Here is a 17011-nt window from a genome sequence, read left to right on the forward strand (position 1 = left end):
CCAAACCGTCCGCGGGCATCTCTGCCTTGACGCGCCCTAACTCGCGTGCGCTATACGCTTGGATGAGTTCGAGAATGAGCAACTGGCGAAGTAAGGCGGTAGGACGGTGCATAGGGACACCTCTTATACAAACATGTGTTCTCATAGTGAGTATATACCGTTTGGGAACAACGCAAATAACTAAATATGGTGATAGCACCATCGGACGAGCATTGGATGATGAGGAAAACTGCAAGAGAGGCGGAGAAAAAGCGGGGAAGAGGTGTATAATATAAGTGCCCCCACTCGCGGGAACGAGTAGGGGCGACGGACGGTGTAGCGGCCGTTCGGGCCGAATGAGCTCACAGATACGGTTAAGCGATGGTCAGCTCGGTGGCACGGGCTGGCCATCAGTCTTTATCGAACTCGATGCGAAACGCAAAGAGCCAAAGGTGACCTACAGGTATGGGAATTACCTGAAGCTTAACCTTCATTCGGACCACCTCCCGCTACCCGAACGGGAGCCACACCGCCCCATGACCGGGAGGTGGTTTACCACACCCTCAGACCGCTAGGTCGTCTACGACGATTTCTATTATACGATTCCGAGCAAGTTTTTACGAACATATGTTTGGATAAACTGCGAGATGGCCTAAACTTGGCGCAATTCTTCATCTCTCACGCGCCATCCTTTCCCCAGAGGAGGCGCGTGAAACATGAATACGCGGTACATCGAAATCCGATAAGTTGTGTCCGATATCATGTGTAAAAAGGGGCTGCCAACCGAAAACATGAAGAGCCATCCGGGCCCTCTTCGGTAGAATGTGAGTTGGACAAAATCACACATCTCAAGGAGGGTTCCCCAATGGCTCAATACCAGATTACCGTGGACGACGCGATTTTGGAAGGGCTCTTTCAGCGGGATGGAGGGATTGCCAAGCTGGTGGAGAGCGGCGTTCATCCAATTCTCCAATCTCCAAGCGCAGGTTTAAGAACAGCTGAAGGCCGCACCCTACGAGCGTACAGAGGCGCGAAGGGGTTACCGCAATAGGGCCGTCACGCGCACGCTCACCACACGGGTGGGAAGGCTCGTGTTACGTGTGCCGAGGGTTCGAAATGGCGAATTCTCAACCGAGCTTTTTGTTCGGTATCAGCGTAGCGAGCAAGCTTTTCTCCTCGCCTTGATGGAGATGGTGGTGAACGGCGTGTCTACCCGAGATGTGACCAAGCTTACGGAGCAGTTGTGTGGCACGTCCCTTTCGAAATCGACGGTTTCGGACCTGTGCAAACGCCTTGACCCAATCGTCCAGGCGTGGAACCACCGAAGCCTCGCCGAGCACCGCTATCCGTTTCTGCTCGTCGATGCCCTGGTCCTCTGGATTCGGGAAGACGGACGCATTCGTTCGCGCGCGGCTTTGATTGCCGTCGGCGTGAATGACGAGGGATATCGTGAGATTCTTGGGCTGATGCTTGGGAATAGCGAATCCGAATCGAGTTGGCGGGAATTTTTCGCCTGGCTGAAGCAACGCGGTTTGAGCGGCGTCGACATCGTCGTGTTCGACAGCCATAGCGGACTCGTCAAGGCACTTCAGACCGAATTTCAAGGCTGCACGTGGAACGGTAGCAGACCCACTTCATGCGCAATCTCTTGGACGCCACACCCAAGGCGTTGCAGGAGGAGGTCTACCAACAGGTCCGCGCGGTCCTGGATGCGCTTGACCTGAAAACTGCACGGTTGCTCAAAGATGCGTTTGTCGAGGCTTACGCAGAGAAGGCGCTGAAGGCGGTTCAAATGAAGCAAAGGACCGGAAGGATGAAATCGAAAAAGCGCTTGTTCGTCTTGAAGTCATGGAAAAACGAGACCATCTTGACGATGCGGCGATTGAGGCTGTGATCCGCGAAAAGAAGTACCAGCTCCTCCACGGAGACGACGCGGCGAAAAAGGCCATCATACAAGAATTCGTCGACTCCGTCATCATCACGTTCGACGACGGAACCGACGAATTCGATTGCAACTTGCGAGTTAGGGTTATGCATGGTGGAGGCGACGGGAATCGAACCCGCGTCCGAAGACCTCGCCACATGTACATCTACGGGCGTAGACCGTCGATTCATGTCCCTGTGACCCGCGGACGGTCACGCTGGTGCACAGGCAAGTTCGCTGATGTCTCGCGACACCCCCGCGAACGAGGGATGCCGCCAGCCTGCTCAGATGACGTTACGCGACGCGCGCAGGCGACGCATCACGCAACGGTCTCGCTGGATTAAGCAGCGAGAGCGAGCTTGTTTTGAGTGGTAAAGCGATTCGCTTTGCCAGTTAAATTTAGACCTGCGTGCATAACGTGGTCGCAGCCCCACGGCCCGCCGTACATGCTCGAACAGTCCCCGTCGAATCCAAAACGCCCCCGCGTTTTGGCGACAGCCGTTCGGCATGTCTCAAGCGAATCGCCTATCGTTCAACAGCACACCTTATTATACTCCATTCCGAAGACAGATCAACCCATTTCCATCATGTCCCTCTCTGAGGCAGACGACCAACCGTCCGTGCGGAACAAGGCCCGTCATTCCCCTCGCGCACGCGCGCGCAGGGCTCGCTGAATCTCGCGGGTTGCGTCGCGCTCCTTCGCAGCTTCGCGCTTGTCGTACAGCTTCTTGCCCTTTGCGAGAGCGAGCTCCACCTTGGCCCAACCGTCCTTGATATAGATTTTGGTAGGCACCAAGGTCACGCCGCGCTGCCGCACCGCGCCGTACAAGTGATGGATCTCCTTCTTGTGCAACAGGCATTTGCGCGGCCGAAGCGGATCGTGATTGAACCGATTGCCTTGCTCGTAGGGCGCGATATGCATGTTGTAGATGAACACTTCCCCGTCATCCACGCGCGCATACGCATCTCGCAAGCTGACGGACCCTTTGCGGATCGACTTGATCTCCGTGCCGGTCAGCACGAGCCCCGCTTCGTACGTCTCTTCGATGAAATAATCGTGGTACGCTTTCCGATTTTGCGCTATCAACCGAATTCCCTGCGATCTCGCCATCCCAGTTCACTCCGATGCCCTGACGGGCGCGCGATTCGCCGCCGTGTCCGGAAGTCGACGAGGAGCCCCTTGCCCGCACGACGGGGCCCGTCCGTCTCAGCGTCCGCGCTTTTTACGCGAACCGCGCTTGCCCGATTTCCCTGTCTCCGATTTGCGCTTCCCAGCCGCTGGCTCTCCTCGCCGCGACGATCCGGCCTTGCCCTTCCTCGACCGCTGACCGCCGCTTCCTTCCGCCTCCCACGTGGGCCAGGTGCGGTAACCGCCGCGCCGAGCCGACGCTGGCTCCCATTGCCCGCCCGGCTTCCCATCTTCTCGCGCCGAGCCGGTTCCCCCGCGGCGGCCTCCCGCCTTGCGTCCACGGCGCGCCCGAGGATCGGGATACTCCGCGTCCCAGACGTCATACGGGAGCTCAGGCAACTGGTCGCCCGCGGGCGCGGAACGATCTTCCTCACCGTCGTCCCAGTCAGACAGGCGCACCGACCGCCCCGCGCCTGCTCCACGGCCGGACCGCCCGCTCGGCGCATCCCTCTCCCTTCGCGGCCCGCGAGTCCGTGATGCCTCCCGCCGGCGCCGCTCTGTTTCCCGGCGCTCTTTGGGCGTCAGATCCTCATCATACACGATGGCGCCGGGGCCTTCCCCACCGACGTACGTGGCTTCGCGCAGGTGTTCCACGAGTCCAAAGTCAACCCGCAGATCTTCTTTTGCCGCACGAATCACGACCACGCGGACGGGATCGCCAATCCGAAACACGCGCCGGGTCCGCTCCCCGATGAGCGCCATCTGCCGCTCGTGCAATACGTAATAATCGTCCGACAGCTCGCTGATGTGAATCAGTCCCTCGACACCGTTGTCCAGCTGCACAAACAGGCCAAACGGGACGACGCCCGAGATGATACCGTCGAATTCCTCGTCGATGTGCGCCTGCATGTACTCGACCATCTTTAACTGGTCGACCTCGCGCTCGGCCTCCTGGGCGATTCGCTCCCGCTCGGTCGACTGTCGGCTCGCGTCCGCGACAAACTCGCGGAGCTGCGCCTCGCGCTGCGGACTCAGGGAGCCGCGCGTCAACACCTCGCGTATGATGCGGTGAATGGCCAGATCCGGGTACCGGCGGATGGGCGACGTGAAGTGCGTGTAATACTCCGCCGCAAGCCCAAAGTGACCGGTGCACTCGGGGCGGTACTTCGCCTGTTGCATCGATCGGAGCATGACCATCGAGATCATCCGCGCCTCGCGCTTGCCCTCGACCTGGTTCAACACTTCCTGAAGCGCGCGCGGATGGACCTTGCCCCCGGCGGATCCCTTCACATGGTACCCAAAGTTGTGCAGGAACAGATTGAGATGAATGATCTTGTCTGGATCTGGCTCGTCATGCACGCGATAGATGAACGGCACACCCAGCCAATGGAAATGTTCGGCCACGGTTTCGTTGGCGGCGAGCATGAACTCCTCGATGATCCGCTCCGCAATGGAGCGAGGGCGCGGTTCGATGGCGGTGGGTTCGCCGAGATCGTTCACACGAACCTTGATTTCGTCGAAGTCGAAGTCAATGGCGCCGCGCCGCAAGCGCTTTTCCCGCAGAATGAGCGCCAGTTCGCGCATGAGCTCGAACATGGGCACGAGCGGCGCGTAACGCGCCCTCAGCTCGTCGTCGCCATCCTCGAGGATTTTTCGCACGTCGTTGTACGTCATCCGCTCCGCCGTCCGAATCACACTCGGCACAATCTCGTGGGACACGACGCGGCCCTGTCCGTCGATCTCCATCACGCACGACATCGTGAGGCGATCCACCTTCGGATTGAGCGAGCAGATGTTGTTGGACAGGCGCTGAGGCAGCATGGGAATGACGCGATCGACCAAATACACGCTCGTCCCCCGCCGGAAGGCCTCTTTGTCAAGCGGACTGTTTTCCTTGACATAGAAGCCCACATCGGCGATGTGCACGCCGAGCTCGTAGTGGCCGTTCGGCAGGCGTTTCACGTGAACCGCGTCGTCGAGATCCTTGGCGTCGTCGCCGTCGATGGTCACAATGGTCTCGCTGCGAAAATCCCTTCTCCGCGCGATCTCGTCCGGAGGGATCTCCACCGGGATCCGCTCGGCCTCAGCCAGCACGTCCTCGGGGAAAGCCTCCGGAAGGTTGTACTTGCGCACAATCGCCAAAATGTCCACGCCAGGCTCGTCCGGATGGCCGAGGACTTCCACCACCCGTCCCACCGGACCGTGCGTGGCCGTGGGGTACGACGTGAGTTCCACCACGACCACCTGCCCGTCGTGCGCGCCGCCCACGGCGTCCTTGGGGACGAACACGTCCTCCGGGAACCGCTTGTCGAGCGGCGTGACGAACGCATGATGCGCGTAGATGGCAATCTGGCCGACGATTCGGTCGTTCCCGCGCTCCAGAATTTTGACGATCTCGCCCTCGCGGTGCGCCTGCGATCCCTTGCCGCGTTCGTCCCGCAGGCGCACGAGAACGCGGTCTCCGCTCATGGCGCCGTTCAGCGCGGACTGTGGGATGTAGATATCCGCCTCCGCCTCATGGTCCGGGATGACAAAGCCGTATCCTCGCGCCTTGAGCTGGAGCTTGCCCGCGATGAAATTCATCGACTCAGGCAGCGCGTAGCGGTTGTTTTTGGTGCGAACGAGATCCCCCGCGTCTTCCATCTCGTTCAGAAGGCGGACAAACGCGCGAAAATCCGCCGCGCTTGTGACGCCGAGCCGCTCGCACAGTTCCTGGACCGTGCTCGGCCTGTATTCCTCCGAACGCATGTATTCAAGCAATCGCTCTTTCCACAAGAAGGCTTCACTCCATCGTCCATTCGCCGGATGCACCCGCGTGCGTTGCTACTAGTATGAACTCAAATGGACGAGATCGCCACACGCGGGAGAAGAAATTTGTCCCGTGCGGCAAATGAACGCCAAGCGCGTTTCAAGCGGCCTTCTGGCGGGGCGCCCGCTTGTGAAGGAAGAGCGAGCAGATCACGAGCCCAGCGGCAAGCGCCACGAGCAGCCAGAACGAGTCCAGAAAGTTGCCGGTTGCGTCTTTGATGGCGCCCGCCGCGATGGGCACCACGCCGGAGATGATGTATCCGCCGCACTGCATCATGGCTGTCCAGCGGCTCGCGTCGTCGCCGTTTGTCGTCTCGTCAAGAGGCAGGATGAGCAGAATGGGAAACAATCCGCCGAGACCGACGCCAAGAAGCGCATCCGCCGCCCAGGCGCTCCACGCGGGAAGCGGAAGGGCGCAGATCACCAGTCCCGCCAGCGTGAAGGATGCCGACGCCACGAGCCACGGCGCGCGATGTTGGCTGCAGCTCATGGCCACGGGCAAGAGAAGGCTCGCGAACATCTGAATGAGCGCGAACACCGTCAGCACCACGCCCGCGCCGCCCGCCGAGTAGCCGAGCTCTTCGGCGCGAGGTGCAAGCCAAGTCGTCGTGGAGTAGTAGATGCCGGATTGCAGGCCGAACGCCAAAAGCAGCAGCCAGGCCCTCCCGGCTCGCCAGGGGGATCGCGTCGGAATCGCGCCGCCGGACTCACTTCCGACTTCGCCATGGCCGCCTTCGGCACTGCGGCGCGCGCCGCGAAGCACCGGCACCCACGCGATGAGCCCCAGCAACGCGAGCCCCGTCCACATGCCGAGCGATCCCTGCCAGGACCCGAGCGCCTGTGCCAACGGGATGGAGAGCGCGGCGCTGGCGAGGGCGCCAAGGCCAATCCCGACCGAGTACAGGCCGATCACGGCCGGGGCGCGCTCGCCGAAATGATGTTTGATGAATCCAGAAAGCAGCGGCCCGCAGACGGCAATGCCGACGCCTGCCGCAAATGCGGACAACAGCAACAGCCAGGACGCGTGCGCAAAGAATCGGACGAGCGTCGCAACGCCGACGAGCGAGACGCACGCGAACACCGCGCGGTTCATGCCGAGCCGCGCAGCCACCGCGCCTGTGAGCGGCGCGAACACGCCCATGCAAAATACGGGAATGGACGTGAGCAGGCTGACCTCCGCGGCGTTCATGTGGAGCGATCGCTGGATGGTGAGGACGAGCGGCCCGATGGACGTGATGGGCGGACGCAGATCGAGCGAGACCACAAACACCGCCGTTGCCAAAAGCCAGAGCGCCTTCCCCATCGCCGTTCCTCCCTTTCATCCGCGCGCAAAAAAGGAGCCCTTCTGCGCCGCAGAAGAGCACCTGAAGCCTGGTTCAACTCGGAATGTCGCGCATCTAGTGCACGTTGTAGTGATACATCACCGCGATGAGCCCCGTCACGAGGAACAGGAGCACCGCGAGCACCACGGTGACGCGGGCCAACAGCGAGTCGACGCCTCTCGGGCGCCGGTTGGAAAACTGGTTCGCGCCGCCCGTGATGACGCCGGACAGGCCCGCGCTTCTTCCCGACTGGAGCAGGATGACAAGCACGAGCAAGGCACAGAGCGCCACAAGCGCAATCTTGGCCGCCAGCATCATGGTCTTGTCACCTCCGCTCCCCGAATCCCAAACTTAGTCTAGCACGGCTGTCAACCTTGCACAAACGCGCCGCGCCCGGCGTAGACGGCGGCCGCGCCCAGCTCCTCCTCGATGCGCAGCAACTGGTTGTACTTGGCCACGCGATCCGTCCGGCTCGGCGCACCCGTCTTGATTTGCCCCGTGTTCAACGCCACGGCGATGTCGGCGATGGTCGTGTCCTCGCTCTCGCCCGAGCGGTGTGAGATGATGGCCGTGTATCGGTTCTTCTTCGCGAGCTCCACCGCGGCGAACGTCTCCGTGAGCGTACCGATCTGGTTCACCTTGACGAGGATCGAATTGCCCACGCCGCGATCGATCCCCATCTTCAGCCGTTCCACGTTCGTCACAAACAGGTCGTCGCCCACCAGCTGCACCTTGCCGCCGAGCGCAGCGGTCAGGTTCTTCCATCCGTCCCAGTCGTCCTCCGCGAGGCCGTCTTCGATGGAGAGGATCGGATACTTGGCGAGCAGCCCTTCGTAGTAGTGAATCAGCTCATCGGCCGATCGCGTCACGCCCTCGCCCTCGAAGTGATACTGTCCGCCCTTGTACAGCTCCGTCGAGGCGATGTCGAGCGCGATGGAAGCTTCCTCACCCGGCTTGTAGCCGGCCTTTTCGATGGCCTCGACGATGACCTGAATGGCCTCCTCGTTCGTCTTCAGGTTGGGCGCAAACCCGCCCTCATCGCCGACCGTCGTGGCGAGGCCTTTGTCCGAGAGCACCTTCTTCAGGCTGTGGAAGATCTCGGCGCCCATGCGCAGCGCCTCGCGGAACGTCGGCGCGCCGTGCGGCACCACCATGAACTCCTGGATGTCCACCGTGTTGTCGGCGTGCTTACCCCCGTTCAGGATGTTCATCATGGGCGTCGGCAGCGTGTGCGCGTACGTGCCGCCGAGGTACCGGTACAGGGGAAGGCCCACCTCCGCCGCCGCAGCCTTCGCCACCGCGATGGACACCGCGAGGATGGCGTTCGCGCCGAGCTTGCCCTTGTTGGGCGTGCCGTCGAGCGAGATGAGCAGGTTGTCGATGGCGATCTGATCGAGCGCGTCCTCGCCGATGATCTCCGGCGTGATGATCTCGTTCACGTTCTTGACCGCCTTCAGGACGCCCTTGCCTTGATAACGGCCTTTGTCGCCGTCGCGAAGCTCCACCGCCTCGTGGGCGCCCGTCGACGCGCCGGACGGCACAATCGCGCGGCCCTTCGCGCCGGACTCGAGCTCCACCTCCACCTCGACCGTGGGATTGCCTCGGGAGTCGAGCACCTCTCGCGCATGGACGTCAAAGATCTCGGACATCGCGATCCTCTCCTTTTCGTGCGTGTGTGCGTTCAGTGTTGAATCAACGTCTTGCCGGTCATCGCCGCGGGCTGCGGCACGCCGAGCAGATCGAGCAGCGTCGGGGCGAGATCGGCCAAAATGCCGCCCTCGCGCAACTTGAGCCCCGGCACGGTGACGATACACGGCACAGGGTTCGTGGTGTGCGTCGTGCACACCTCGCCCGTGTCGGGGTAGATCATCACGTCGGCGTTGCCGTGATCGGCCGTGATGATGGCGACGCCGTCCATGTCGAAAATGGCGTCCATCACGGTCTTCAGGCACTCGTCGACCGCCTCGCACGCCTTGATGGCCGCCTCGAGCGAGCCGGTGTGACCCACCATGTCCGGATTGGCGAAGTTCAGGATCATGGTGTCGATCTCGCCCGAGCGAATCCGCTTGGCTGCGGCGTCCGCCACCTCATAGGCGCTCATCTCCGGCTTCAGGTCGTACGTCGCCACCTTGGGCGACGGGATGAGCACGCGCTCCTCGCCCGGAAACGGCTCCTCGCGCCCGCCGGAGAAGAAGAAGGTCACGTGCGGGAACTTCTCGGTCTCGGCAATGCGAAGCTGCGTGAGCCCCGCCTTCGAAACGACCTCGCCGTAGGTCTCCTTCGGAAAATCGGGCGGGTACGCGATTTCGCTCTTCACGTCGTCGCTGTACTTCGTCATCGAGACAAAGTGCACCTTCGGCGGATTCGGGCCGCGGTCAAACCCGTCAAACCCTGGGTCCGTGAGGGCGAGCGACAGCTGAATGGCGCGATCCGGCCGGAAATTGAAGAAAATGAGGCTGTCTCCGTCTTCCACCGTCGCCAGCGGCTTGCCGTCCGCGTCCACGTGCACAATGGGCTTCACAAATTCGTCCGTGACCTCCGCCTCGTAGCTCGCCTTGACCGCCGCGATCACGTCCTGTTGGCGCTCGCCCTCGCCGTGGACCATCGCGTCGTACGCCTGTTTGACGCGCTCCCAGCGCCTGTCGCGATCCATCGCGTAGTACCGCCCCATCACCGTGGCGATGACGCCTGTCTGGAGATCGTCCATGAGCGCCTGAAGTTGGGTCAGGTAGCCCACCCCCGTGGTCGGCGGCGTATCCCGGCCGTCGAGAAACGCATGCACCGCAACGCGCGGCACCTTTCGCCCTGCCGCCATCCGCAGGAGGGCGAACAGGTGATCGATGTGGCTGTGGACGCCGCCGTCCGACACGAGGCCGCAGATGTGGAGCGTCTTCTTGCGGCGGATCGCCAAATCCATGGCCCGCACGAGGACCTCGTTCTGGAAGAAGTCGCCCTCGCGGATGGCTTTCGTGATGCGAGTCAGATCCTGATACAAGACGCGGCCCGCGCCGATGTTCGAGTGGCCGACTTCCGAATTGCCGAACTGCCCTTCCGGCAAGCCCACGGCCTCGCCCGACGCTTGAAGCGTCGTGTGCGGGTAGGTCTCCCAGTAGTGATCAAAATTCGGCGTCCTGGCCAGATACACGGCGTTCCCCTCGTGGTGCGGACTCAGCCCGAAGCCGTCGAGGATGATGAGCGCAACGGGCCCTTTGCCGTTCGGGCGCGGTTTGCGCGCGAATCCGCTCATTCCAGCACCTCCCTGATGGCTTCCGCCATGGCCGCGAACGACGTGGGATCGAGGCTCGCGCCGCCGACGAGCGCGCCGTCGAGATTGGGCTCCCGCACGAACGAAGCGACGTTCTCGGGCTTGACGCTGCCTCCGTACAGGACGCGCAACCCTTCCGCCGCCTCCGCCGACCACGCCTCCGCGACCGCGGCGCGAATGGCCTGTGCCACTTCCTCCGCATCGGCGGGCGTCGCCGCCTTGCCGGAGCCGATGGCCCAGACCGGCTCGTACGCAACCACCGCGCGCGCGACCTCTTCGGCCGAGAGACCATCGAGTCCCTGCAGGACCTGGCCCGTGACCACCTCTTTGGTCACGCCGTCCTCCTTCTGCGATGAATTCTCACCGACGCACAGGACGGGCGTCATGCCGTTCGCTGCGATGGCCTTCACCTTCTGGTTGATGAACTGATCCGATTCCCCGAACAGCATGCGGCGCTCTGAGTGTCCAGCCAGGACATATTTCGTCCCGAACTCGGCAAGCATGCCCGGCGCGATTTCGCCTGTATAAGCACCTTCCTTTTCTGGGAATACATTCTGTGCACCCAGCCGCACCTGCGCCGGCAGCATCACGCGCAGCACGTGCAGACATGTGTACGGCGCGCAGATGGCGTACTCCATTCGGCCGTCGAGCCTCTGCGACTGCTGCCCCAAGGCTTCCGCAAACGCGCGGGCCTCCGCCACGGTCTTGTACATCTTCCAATTGCCCATGAGAAGGGGCGTCCTCGCCATCCAAAAGACCTCCTCACTTTTCCTCGATCGCGGCCACACCAGGCAACGTCCTGCCCTCCAAGAACTCGAGGGACGCGCCGCCGCCCGTGGACACGTGCGTCATCCGATCCGCCACGCCGGCCTGTTCCACCGCCGCCACGGAATCGCCGCCGCCGACGATGGTGGTGGCATCCGCCTCCGCCATGGCCTGCGCGATGGCAAACGTGCCTTTGGCAAACGCGGGCATCTCGAACACGCCCATCGGCCCGTTCCAGATGACGGTCTTTGCGCCGAGGATCTCGCTGCGGAACATCTCCACGCTCACAGGCCCGATGTCGAGCGCCATCTCGTCGGGCTGCAGCTCGCTCACGAGCCGCACCGTGTGCTCCGCGTCCGGCGCAAACGCCTTGGCCGCCACCACGTCCACCGGAAGCAGCAGCTTGCGGTTCGATGTGCGGGCGAGATCGAGCAGGTGCCGCGCTGTATCCTTGGCGTCCTCCTCGACGAGGGACTTCGCCATGTCGTGGCCTTCGACCGCCAGGAAGGTGTTGGCCATGCCCCCTCCGATGATGAGCGCGTCCACCTTGGGCAGCAGATTCTCAATCACCTTGATCTTGTCCGACACCTTGGCGCCCCCGATGATCGCGACAAACGGACGCTCCGGATGGGCGAGCGCCTTGCCCATGATGCCGACTTCCTTCTCCATCAGGAAGCCCGCCACGCAGGGCAGATAGGCCGCGATCCCGGCCGTCGACGCGTGCGCGCGGTGCGCCGAACCGAACGCGTCGTTCACAAACACGTCGCCGAGATCGGCCAGTTGCCGGGCGAAGGCGGGATCGTTCTTCTCCTCACCGGGGTAGAAGCGGACGTTCTCCAAGAGCAGGATGTCCCCGTCCGCGAGCGCCGACACCGCCGCCTGCGCCTCATCCCCGACGGCCGCCGGGCAAAACGACACGCGTTTCCCCGGAAGAAGCGACGCCAGATGCTCCGCCACCGGTTGGAGGGAGTACTTGGGATTCGGCTCTCCCTTCGGCCGGCCGAGGTGGCTCATCAAAATGACGCGAGCGCCGCGATCCGACAGATAGGTGATGGTCGGCAGCGCCGCGCGAATGCGCGTGTCATCCGTGATTCGGCGCGCATCGTCCATGGGCACGTTGAAGTCGACGCGCACCAGCGCGCGCTTGCCCTGCCACGCGACATCTTCCACCGTCTTCTTTGGCACAGAAATCCTCCCATCTCCAAGCTTCGTCTGATCTCGGGTGCTGTTCCGCTTGTATTGTACCAGACCCTGCCGCGCGCGTCTAAAGGGCTGAAGGGCGACATATACATGGCAAGAGCGAGATCGCATCGGGGGTGGCCCACCATGACCATCGGCATCATCGGGACCGGAAACATGGGCGGCATGCTGGCCGCCTTGTTTGCGGAGACGTCTGGCGATCGCGTCCTCGTGTTCAACCGCACGCCGGAAAAGGCCGCCCTCGTGGCCGCACGCCATCCCCGCATCGAGGTGGCCCAAGACCTCCAGACCATCGCGGACATGTGCGACGCGGTGTTCATCTGCACGCGCGCCCCGGACGGAGAAGGCGTGGTTCGCGACATCGGCCCGCGGCTTATGCCGAGCAGCCTCCTCGTGACCACCATCTCGACGGCCGATCTCGCCGCCTGGCGCCGCCTCACTCCCGCCGCGCCGGTCAAAATCGTGCCGAGCCTCACCCAATGGGCGAAGGCGGGCGTCATTGTCGTCATTTACCCTGAGGCGACTCATCCAGACGTCAAGCGGCGCGTCGAGCGACTCCTCGCCCCCCTTGGCAAGCCGTTTTCCGTCCCGGAAGAACAGGTGCGCCTCGCGGCCGATCTCACCAGCTGCGGCCCAGCTTTCCTTGCGCGGCTCTGTCTCGCCTGGTCGAACGCCGCGGCTGCCGTCGGATCGATGGACCGCGCCGAAGCGGCCGCGCTCATTCGGGAGACCGCCATCGGCTTCGCGCGCCTGCTGGAGACCGGCTGGTCCTTCGCGGAAGTGCTGGACGCCATCTGCGTGCCAGGCGGCGTCACCGAGGCAGGCCTTGCGGCGCTCGCGCAAGCCGAAAGCGTGTTCGCCGACCTCCACCGCCGCACCGCGCGCTTTGCGAGCGGACATCCGGACGCGCCGCCCCCGCTTTGAACCGCTTGCGCAAAGAGGTTCGAAGCGCGCCGTTCGAGATCGAGATTTGACAAGTTTTGTCGAACGGGCGTGAACTGGAATTCACCACCTTGTGCGCTACTCTCGCAAGTCGCATAATGAATACAAGTGTAGAAATGTGTTCGGCATGACGTCAAAGGTGGTCGTCAAGTTGGGCTCTGGATACGCACCCATGGCTTCCAACGACAACGAGGTCTGCAGGCCTGAAGAGGTCTCGGACACATCATCTCCCGCCCGCCTCCGGGCATCCTCCCGCTTGGTCCGAGCGAGCGCGCGCGAAACGTCCTTTTTCGAGTTCCTGCGCGATCTCGCCGCCACACATCCGGACGCCGAACCCTTTCTGTGCCTCATCCTGGACGCCGAAGGCAGCGTCCTGACCAGCGCAGCGCACGGCGACTGGAGGCCGGACGAGATCGACGCCTTCCTGAACACGGCATGGTGCGAAACCCTCGCCTCGGTAGCGCACGAACCGCGGCCCTTTGCGCCAAGGGATGCGGGTGAACCACGGGTGTCCGTCGCGCGCGTCGACCGGTGGTGGACCGCATGGACGAGGCTGCCCGCGGCCGTCGGACGAGCGCGCCATCTCGCGGTGGTCCGGCGTATGCCGTGGGATGATCCGCGCCATCTCGCGCGCCTCGCGCTGCACCTCGCCCACGCCGCGACCCAAGCGTGGACGACCTGCGAGCGGATGCTTGCGCGAAGAAGCCAATCCGTGATCGAACGCACGCGAAAGAAATTGCAGGAATTCGAGAAATTGTCGGCCTTGGCCCAATTGTGCGCCGGCATCGCGCACGAGATTCGAAATCCGCTCACCACCGCCCGCGGATTTTTGCAGCTTTTTGCCGAGCGGTGCGACGAGAAAGATCGCGCTTACCTCGAACTGACCATCAGCGAGTTGGACCGGATACGGGAACTGCTGGAGGATTTCATGGGCTTGTGCCGCCCCGAACGCGAAGCGGCGGCGGAAGTGGACATGGCCGAACTTGCGCGATCCGTCCATCGCTTCCTCGGGCCAGAAGCGAGCCTCTGCGGCATCGAACTTGAGCTCCGCGTCCCCGCCACCCCAATCCTGGCCGCCGTCCGCCCTTCTCAAATCAAGCAGGTCCTCATCAATCTCGTTCAGAATGCCATTCAGGCCTGCCGGGAACGCCCGAACGCCGTGGTGGCGCTGGATGTGGCCGGGCGGGAAGACCGTGTGCTCGTCCAGGTGACCGACAACGGTTGCGGGATCGAAAACGTGGAGCACATTTTCCGGCCGTTCTACACCACCAAATCCAGCGGAACGGGCCTCGGACTGTTCGTGTGCAAACACATCGTCGAGTCGCACGGCGGTTCCATCTCGGTTCGTTCCCAGGTCGGAACAGGCACGACGGTCACTGTGGACATCCCCAGGTGCGCCCTGCGGCGCGCATAGTCAGCGCGCCGCCAAGAGTCCCCCAAGTTCCTCCGTCAGCCGCCCGAACCGCTCGAGCGCCTGGCGAACAGGGACGTCGCTCGTCATGTCGACGCCCGCCATCCGCAGGAGCTCAATCGACGTGTTCGAACTCCCCGAGGAAAGAAATTGCAGATATCGCTCGACCGCCGCATCTTTCTCGCTCCGGATCCGTTCCACGAGGGCGAGCGCGGCCGAAATGCCGGTCGCGTATTTGTACACGTAGAACGCGGAGTAAAAGTGCGGGATCCGCATCCAACCGTGAGCGATGTCGTCGTCCACCGTCACTTCCGGCGCGTAATACGCCCGGTTCAGCTCGTAAAAGACTTCGTCCAGCCAATCCGCGGTGATGGCGCCCCCTGACTCGATGCGCTCGTGCGTCCGCTTCTCGAACTCCGCGTACAGCGTCTGCGCGACGAGCGTCGTGCGGATGGTCTCCACCTGCCGGTTGAGCAGGTACGCCCGCCGGCGGAGATCTTGTTCCCGGCCGAGAAGAAAGTCGTACAGGATGGTCTCATTCACCGTCGACGCCACTTCGGCGACAAAGATGGTGTAGTCGCTGTAAATGTAGGGCTGTGTTTTGCGGGAAAAGTAGCTGTGCATCGAGTGCCCGAGCTCGTGCGCCAGCGTGAACATGTCCTGGACGGAATCCGTGTAGTTGAGCAGGATATACGGGTGTGTCCCGTACGTGCCCCACGAGTATCCACCGGATCGCTTGCCACGCGTCTCGTACACGTCCACCCATCGACCGTACAGTCCCTGCCGGGCGGCGCTCGCGTACGCGTCGCCAAACACCTTCACGGCCTCAAGCACCGTCTCGCGCGCCTCGGCATAGGGCACCTTCCAGTCGATCTCGCCCACGAGCGGCACGTACAAATCCCACATGTGCAGCTCGTCGAGCCCGAGCGCCCGCTTGCGCAAGGCGAGATACGACTGCAGAGCCGGAATGGAGTCGCGCACGGCCCGGATCAGGTTCTCGTACACCGACCGAGGAATCCTGTCGCCGTCGAGCGCCGCATCGAGCGCCGAAGGATACCGGCGCACGCGGGCGTTCACCACGTTTCGCTTGACGTTCGCCGCATACAGCGCCGCGATGGTGTTGCGGTGCTTCTTGTACGTGTCGTACACCGCGTGGAAGGCGCGCTCTCTCACGCCGCGATCGCGCCGCTCCAACAGCTCGTGGTACAAGGCGTGCGTGACTTGCACGGCCTCGCCGTTCTCGTCCTGGATGACCGGAAACACCGTGTCGGCGTTGTTGTACATCTCGAAGATCTCGGACGGCGCGTGAAGCACCTCGCTGAACTGCGCCAAGACCTCCTCCTGCTCCGGGCTGAGGACGTGATCGCGCTGGCGCAGCGTCTCCTCGAGGAAGAACCGGTACAGCTTCAGGCCCTCCACCTCGTTCAGCCAGCGTTCCACGTCGTCGGGGCGCAGTTGAACCAGCTCCGGGTAGAAAAACGACGTCAGCGCCTGAATTTCGGCCGCCAGACGCTGAGCCTCCGCAAAGAGAGCCTGTCGCCAACTCTCCGTCGTGTCCTCGTCGAGCTTCATCTTGGCGTACACGAACAGCTTCCAGAGCACCTGACTCAATTCGTCGTGCGCGCGGAGCGCATCGAGAAGCTTTTCGCCCGAGGCATTCAGCTGGCCGCGATATTGAACGAACTGCCCGGCGAGTGAACGGGCCCGTTCGGCGTCTTTGCGCCACGCCTGTTCATCCGGATAGATGTCTTCGAGATTCCAGCGGTACTCCGGATCGATCTCGTCTCTCGCTTTGCCGCGCACATCGCGCGCCCAAATGACGGGTGATGCCAAGGTTCACGCCTCCTTGTCCTGACGCCTGACGTTGGCCATCTGTTCATCGCTAAACGCGCCCGGAAGAAGCGCGCCCACAGAGGTCTCCGCGACGGCGCCGCTCAGATTGCCGAGATACACGGGCGTCTCGGGCGAACAGAATTCCGCCAGCACCTGCCGGCACGCGCCGCAGGGCGAGACGGGATCGGGGCTGTCCGCGATGACGGCGACCGCGCGAATCGCGGGCCTCGCGCCCGGCGCGCTCTCCGCCACGGCGCGAAATACGGCGGATCGCTCGGCGCAGTTGGTGAGCCCATACGAAGCATTCTCGACATTCGCGCCCGTCACGATGCGCCCGTCCGCCAGCTCCAGCGCCGCGCCCACCGCGAAGCCGGAATACGGCACATACGCCCGCTCGCGCGCCTCTCGCGCGGCCTCCATGAGATCCGCGTGG

Annotated in this window: 12 protein-coding genes, 1 other RNA gene and 1 pseudogene; 3 read left to right on the forward strand and 11 right to left on the reverse strand. The window is 63.0% G+C overall.

Annotated elements, in window-relative coordinates; all coding sequences use genetic code 11:
- Positions 1-844: 844 nt before the first annotated feature.
- Positions 845-1774: pseudogene (locus J3481_RS05835) on the forward strand (IS256 family transposase); the annotation flags it as partial.
- A gap of 241 nt (positions 1775-2015) precedes the next feature.
- Here J3481_RS05835 and ssrA read toward each other — a convergent pair.
- From ssrA to J3481_RS05880, 9 genes are all read right to left on the reverse strand, one after another.
- Positions 2016-2386, reverse strand: a transfer-messenger RNA (tmRNA) gene (gene ssrA, locus J3481_RS05840).
- A 154-nt stretch (positions 2387-2540) separates the two neighbouring features.
- Entirely contained in the window at positions 2541-3014 is a 474-nt protein-coding gene (smpB, locus tag J3481_RS05845) for an SsrA-binding protein SmpB (protein ID WP_206830291.1), read from the reverse strand.
- A 96-nt stretch (positions 3015-3110) separates the two neighbouring features.
- Entirely contained in the window at positions 3111-5807 is a 2697-nt protein-coding gene (rnr, locus tag J3481_RS05850) for a ribonuclease R (RefSeq protein WP_206830290.1), read from the reverse strand.
- 133 nt (positions 5808-5940) lie between these two features.
- Complete coding sequence (locus J3481_RS05855; protein WP_206830289.1) at positions 5941-7143, reverse strand: MFS transporter; 1203 nt, start codon at positions 7141-7143, stop codon at positions 5941-5943.
- A 94-nt stretch (positions 7144-7237) separates the two neighbouring features.
- Positions 7238-7480 carry a preprotein translocase subunit SecG gene (gene secG / locus J3481_RS05860; RefSeq protein ID WP_206830288.1) on the reverse strand — a complete coding sequence of 81 codons (243 nt, stop codon included), beginning with the start codon at positions 7478-7480 and terminating at the stop codon, positions 7238-7240.
- A gap of 50 nt (positions 7481-7530) precedes the next feature.
- Positions 7531-8811 (reverse strand): phosphopyruvate hydratase, encoded by a 1281-nt coding sequence (gene eno, locus J3481_RS05865; protein ID WP_206830287.1) that lies wholly within the window; start codon positions 8809-8811, stop codon positions 7531-7533.
- Between the two features lie 32 nt (positions 8812-8843).
- Positions 8844-10409 carry a 2,3-bisphosphoglycerate-independent phosphoglycerate mutase gene (gpmI, locus tag J3481_RS05870; RefSeq protein WP_206830286.1) on the reverse strand — a complete coding sequence of 522 codons (1566 nt, stop codon included), beginning with the start codon at positions 10407-10409 and terminating at the stop codon, positions 8844-8846.
- On the reverse strand, positions 10406-11176 hold the full coding sequence (gene tpiA / locus J3481_RS05875; RefSeq protein WP_206830285.1) for a triose-phosphate isomerase: 771 nt from the start codon (positions 11174-11176) through the stop codon (positions 10406-10408). Before tpiA ends, gpmI begins: the two co-directional genes overlap by 4 nt.
- A 13-nt stretch (positions 11177-11189) precedes the next feature.
- Positions 11190-12377, reverse strand: a complete 1188-nt coding sequence (locus J3481_RS05880; protein WP_206830284.1) for a phosphoglycerate kinase — start codon at positions 12375-12377, stop codon at positions 11190-11192.
- Between the two features lie 141 nt (positions 12378-12518).
- Between J3481_RS05880 and J3481_RS05885 the strand changes: the two genes are divergently transcribed.
- Together J3481_RS05885 and J3481_RS05890 are read left to right on the forward strand one after the other, a co-directional pair.
- A complete protein-coding gene (locus J3481_RS05885) occupies positions 12519-13316 on the forward strand; it encodes a pyrroline-5-carboxylate reductase dimerization domain-containing protein (protein WP_206830283.1) in 798 nt (265 codons plus the stop codon).
- A gap of 190 nt (positions 13317-13506) precedes the next feature.
- The gene (locus J3481_RS05890; RefSeq protein ID WP_236011266.1) at positions 13507-14748 is read left to right on the forward strand and encodes a sensor histidine kinase; all 1242 of its coding nucleotides are present in this window, start codon (positions 13507-13509) and stop codon (positions 14746-14748) included.
- Here J3481_RS05890 and pepF read toward each other — a convergent pair whose 3' ends face one another.
- Both pepF and cdd read right to left on the reverse strand, forming a co-directional pair.
- Positions 14749-16578: an oligoendopeptidase F gene (gene pepF / locus J3481_RS05895; protein WP_206830281.1), complete on the reverse strand. Its 1830-nt coding sequence runs from the start codon at positions 16576-16578 to the stop codon at positions 14749-14751.
- A 3-nt stretch (positions 16579-16581) separates the two neighbouring features.
- Positions 16582-16998 carry a cytidine deaminase gene (gene cdd, locus J3481_RS15050; RefSeq protein WP_407929319.1) on the reverse strand — a complete coding sequence of 139 codons (417 nt, stop codon included), beginning with the start codon at positions 16996-16998 and terminating at the stop codon, positions 16582-16584.
- Between the last annotated feature and the right edge of the window lie 13 nt (positions 16999-17011).

It is taken from the genome of Alicyclobacillus fructus, assembly GCF_017329605.1.
In the GTDB taxonomy this organism is placed as follows: domain Bacteria; phylum Bacillota; class Bacilli; order Alicyclobacillales; family Alicyclobacillaceae; genus Alicyclobacillus; species Alicyclobacillus fructus.

Coding starts and splice junctions, on each gene's coding strand:
- cdd (WP_407929319.1), bottom strand. CDS start 16,998: ATGGAGGCCGCGCGAGAGGCGCGCGAGCGGGCGTATGTGCCGTATTCC.
- J3481_RS05890 (WP_236011266.1), top strand. CDS start 13,507: ATGGCTTCCAACGACAACGAGGTCTGCAGGCCTGAAGAGGTCTCGGAC.
- tpiA (WP_206830285.1), bottom strand. CDS start 11,176: ATGGCGAGGACGCCCCTTCTCATGGGCAATTGGAAGATGTACAAGACC.
- smpB (WP_206830291.1), bottom strand. CDS start 3,014: ATGGCGAGATCGCAGGGAATTCGGTTGATAGCGCAAAATCGGAAAGCG.
- gpmI (WP_206830286.1), bottom strand. CDS start 10,409: ATGAGCGGATTCGCGCGCAAACCGCGCCCGAACGGCAAAGGGCCCGTT.
- eno (WP_206830287.1), bottom strand. CDS start 8,811: ATGTCCGAGATCTTTGACGTCCATGCGCGAGAGGTGCTCGACTCCCGA.
- J3481_RS05885 (WP_206830283.1), top strand. CDS start 12,519: ATGACCATCGGCATCATCGGGACCGGAAACATGGGCGGCATGCTGGCC.
- J3481_RS05855 (WP_206830289.1), bottom strand. CDS start 7,143: ATGGGGAAGGCGCTCTGGCTTTTGGCAACGGCGGTGTTTGTGGTCTCG.
- secG (WP_206830288.1), bottom strand. CDS start 7,480: ATGATGCTGGCGGCCAAGATTGCGCTTGTGGCGCTCTGTGCCTTGCTC.